Here is a 3,456-nt window from a genome sequence, read left to right on the forward strand (position 1 = left end):
TGAATTCAGCAGGGACTTCCCCCTCCGGCCCTCCGGGCCACCTCCCCCTTCAGGGGGAGGATCTTGTGGTCACCCCCCGACCGTCGCCCAAACCGCCTTCGCCGCCTGCACGAACGCCTTGGCCGCCGCGCTGTCCGGCGCGGCCAGCACCACGGGCCGCCCCGCGTCGCCAGCTTCGCGCACGGCCATCTCGATCGGAACCTGGGCCAGCACCGGCACGCCCAGGGCCTCGGCCTCCGCCACACCGCCGCCAGAGCCGAAGATCGGGATCGGCGCGCCGGTGGCCGGGTCGGCGAAGAAGGCCATGTTCTCGACCAGCCCCAGGATCGGCGTCGCGGTCTTGGCGAACATCGCAGCCGCACGGCGGGCGTCGATCAGGGCGATCTCCTGCGGGGTGGTGACCAGCACCACGCCGTCGATGCGCAGCTTCTGCACCAGGGTCAGGTGGATGTCGCCGGTGCCCGGCGGCAGGTCGACGACCATCACGTCCAGCGGCTCGGCTTCGCTGCCCCAGGCCACGTCGTGGATCAGCTGGCGCACCGCCGACGAGGCCATCGGCCCGCGCCAGATCATCGCCCTGCCCTCGTCGACCATGAAGCCGATCGACATCAGCTTCACGCCGTGCGCCTCCAGCGGCAGCAGCTTCTTGTCCTCGAAGGTCGGCTCGCCGTCGACGCCCATCATCCGCGGCGCCGAGGGGCCGTAGATGTCGGCGTCCAGCAGCCCGACCTTCAGGCCCAGCCCCGCCAGGGCGCAGGCCAGGTTGGTCGAGACGGTGGACTTGCCCACCCCGCCCTTGCCCGAGGCCACGGCGATGACGTGGCGCACATGGGCGGGCTTTTCCGAGGCCGGCGGCGGACCGACCTGGGCCTGCGGGTCGTCGGCCACCCGGGCGCCCTTGCGCACGCGGGTCGTCTCGGCCGGGGCCTGGGCGGTCAGCACCACCTGGGCCCGGGTGATCCCCGGCAGGGCCGCCAGCGCCTTCTCGGCCGCCTCTCGCACCGGCGCATAGCCGCCCACGCGTGAGGCCGGCACTTCCAGCACGAAGCCGGCCTTGCCCTCGCGCACCACCAGCCCCTGCACCAGGCCGGCCTTCACCAGGCCCAGCCCCGTGGCCGGATCCTCGATGCGATCGAGGGCCTCGCGGGCGTCATCGGGAGTTGCAGAAGAGCTTGCGGTCACGTCAGTGTCTTGCCTTGTCGCGTGGGGGTCCTCATATCCGCGTGCGGGGTCTGTTTTACAACCCCGCCAGCCAACAAGCCTGAGGAGGTCGCCCCGCGGCCTCCGCACCAACAAGCCCAAGGAGGTTGCCCGCAACCTCCGCCAACAAGAACGAGCGACGGGAAGACAGCGCCGCCCATGCCCTGGAACGACAACGCCGGACCCGGCCCCTGGGGCTCGCCCCCGCCGGGCGACGACAAGAACGACGGCGGGCGCAAGCCCGACCCGACACGCCGCCCCCCCGGCCCGCCCGGCGTTCCGCCGCCGCCCATCGACGTCGCCGAACTGGTCGACCGCCTGACCGGCCGCCTGCGCGAGACCTTCGGCGGCCCCGGTCGCGGCAAGGCCATCGCCCTGGGCGCCGCCGCCGTGGTCGGCCTGTGGCTGGTGTCGGGCGTCTATGTCGTCCAGCCCAACCAGCAGGGCGTGGTCACCACCTTCGGCGCTTACAGCCGCACCAGCGATCCTGGCCTGCGCTATCGCCTGCCCTGGCCGATCGAAGACGTCGAGCGCGTGCCCGTCACCTCGATCCAGACCCTCGACGTCGGCGGCGTGCCCGGCGCGGAAGTCCCGGCCGAGCGCCTGATGCTGACCGGCGACGAGAACATCGTCGATCTCAGCTTCACCATCCAGTGGAGCGTGTCGGACGCCGGCAAGTTCGTGTTCAACGTCCGCGCCCCCGACGCCGTCATCAAGGACGTGGCCGAGAGCGCCATGCGCGAGGTGGTCGGCAAGACCGCCCTCACCCCGATCCTCACCAACGGCCGCGGCCAGGTCGAAAGCCAGACCCGCGCGCTGATGCAGCAGACGCTGGACCGCTACAACATCGGCGTCCGCATCGAAGGTGTCCGCATCCAGGTCGCCACCACCCCCGCCCCCGTGCTCGACGCCTTCCGCGACGTGCAGCGCGCGGCCCAGAACGCCCAGTCGGCGGCCAACATCGCCCGCGGCGAGGCGGCCACCGTCATCCAGCAGGCCAAGGGCTACCGCGAACAGGTGGTGCGCGAGGCCGCCGGCGACGCGGCCCGCTTCAACCAGGTCTACGAGCAGTACAAGCTGGCCCCCGGCGTCACCCGCGAGCGCCTCTACATCGAGACCATGCAGCGCGTGCTGGCCAAGTCCAACAAGGTCATCATCGACAGCAAGGGCGCCAACGCCCCGGTGATCCTGCCGTCCGACACCTTCCGTCCGCGCGTCGCTCCCGCGCCCGTCGATGGAGCCGCCCGATGAGCCGCGTCCGCAATCCCAACACCCCGCTGATCGCGGCCGGCGCCACCGCCTTCGCCGCCCTGATCCTGCTGTCGACCACCGTCTACCAGGTCGACCAGCGCCAGCAGGCCCTGGTGGTGCGCTTCGGCGATCCGGTGCGCGTGGTCCTCGATCCCGGCCTCCACCTGAAGGCGCCGATCGACAAGGTGCTGCGCTTCGACAAGCGCAACATCGACATCGCCGCCAACCAGGAAGAGGTCACCGCCGCCGACCAGGAGAAGCTGGTCGTCGACGCCTTCGTCCGCTACCGCATCTCTGATCCGCGCCAGTTCTACCGCAAGCTCGGCCGCGAGAGCGTGGCCCGCGACCGCCTCGACCGCATCGTCAACGCCGCCCTGCGCGAGCAGATCGGCCGGCGGAACTCCGAGGACGTGATCGCCGGCAAGCGCGCCGAGATCATGGCCGACATCCGCAGCGAGGTGGCCCGCCAGGTCGCCGGCTCGCAGCTGGGGCTCGAGATCATCGACGTGCGCATCAAGCGCGCCGACCTGCCCGAGCCCAACCAGCAGGCGGTGTTCGAGCGCATGCAGACGGCCCGCAAGCAGGAGGCCGCCGAACTGCGCGCCATCGGCGACCAGCAGCGCCGCGAGATCGTCGCCACCGCCTACGAGGAGGCCGAGAAGATCCGAGGCGAAGCCGACGCCCAGCGCGCCCAGCTGTTCGCCTCCAGCTTCGGCCGCGACCCCTCTTTCGCCGCCTTCTACCGCTCGATGCAGGCCTACGAGCAGTCGCTGGGCCAGGGCGACACCACCCTGGTCCTCTCCCCCGACAGCGCCTTCTTCAAGTACTTCGACAAGGGCCCGGCCGGCTGACCCCTCTCCCCTTGCGGGAGAGGGTGGCCTCCCAAAGGGAGGTCGGGTGAGGGGTCTCTCAGAACTCAAAGCCGTCCAAAGCCCTTCCCCCTTTGATGGGGGAAGGGTTGGGATGGGGGTGACGCTGCGGTTCCGCCTGCACGACGGAGACCGG

3 protein-coding genes are annotated in these 3,456 nt (G+C 71.2%); 2 read left to right on the forward strand and 1 reads right to left on the reverse strand.

The window, feature by feature from the left end; all coding sequences use genetic code 11:
* Positions 1-69: 69 nt before the first annotated feature.
* Complete coding sequence (locus tag DMC18_RS08305; protein WP_110121076.1) at positions 70-1,182, reverse strand: Mrp/NBP35 family ATP-binding protein; 1,113 nt, start codon at positions 1,180-1,182, stop codon at positions 70-72.
* A 177-nt stretch (positions 1,183-1,359) separates the two neighbouring features.
* Here DMC18_RS08305 and hflK point away from each other — a divergent pair, with 177 nt between their 5' ends.
* Both hflK and hflC read left to right on the forward strand, forming a co-directional pair.
* Positions 1,360-2,451: an FtsH protease activity modulator HflK gene (hflK, locus tag DMC18_RS08310; RefSeq protein WP_110132851.1), complete on the forward strand. Its 1,092-nt coding sequence runs from the start codon at positions 1,360-1,362 to the stop codon at positions 2,449-2,451.
* A complete protein-coding gene (hflC, locus tag DMC18_RS08315) occupies positions 2,448-3,302 on the forward strand; it encodes a protease modulator HflC (RefSeq protein WP_110121074.1) in 855 nt (284 codons plus the stop codon). Before hflK ends, hflC begins: the two co-directional genes overlap by 4 nt.
* The last annotated feature ends 154 nt before the right edge of the window (positions 3,303-3,456 follow it).

It is taken from the genome of Caulobacter sp. D5, assembly GCF_003185805.1.
Classification (GTDB): Bacteria; Pseudomonadota; Alphaproteobacteria; order Caulobacterales; family Caulobacteraceae; genus Caulobacter.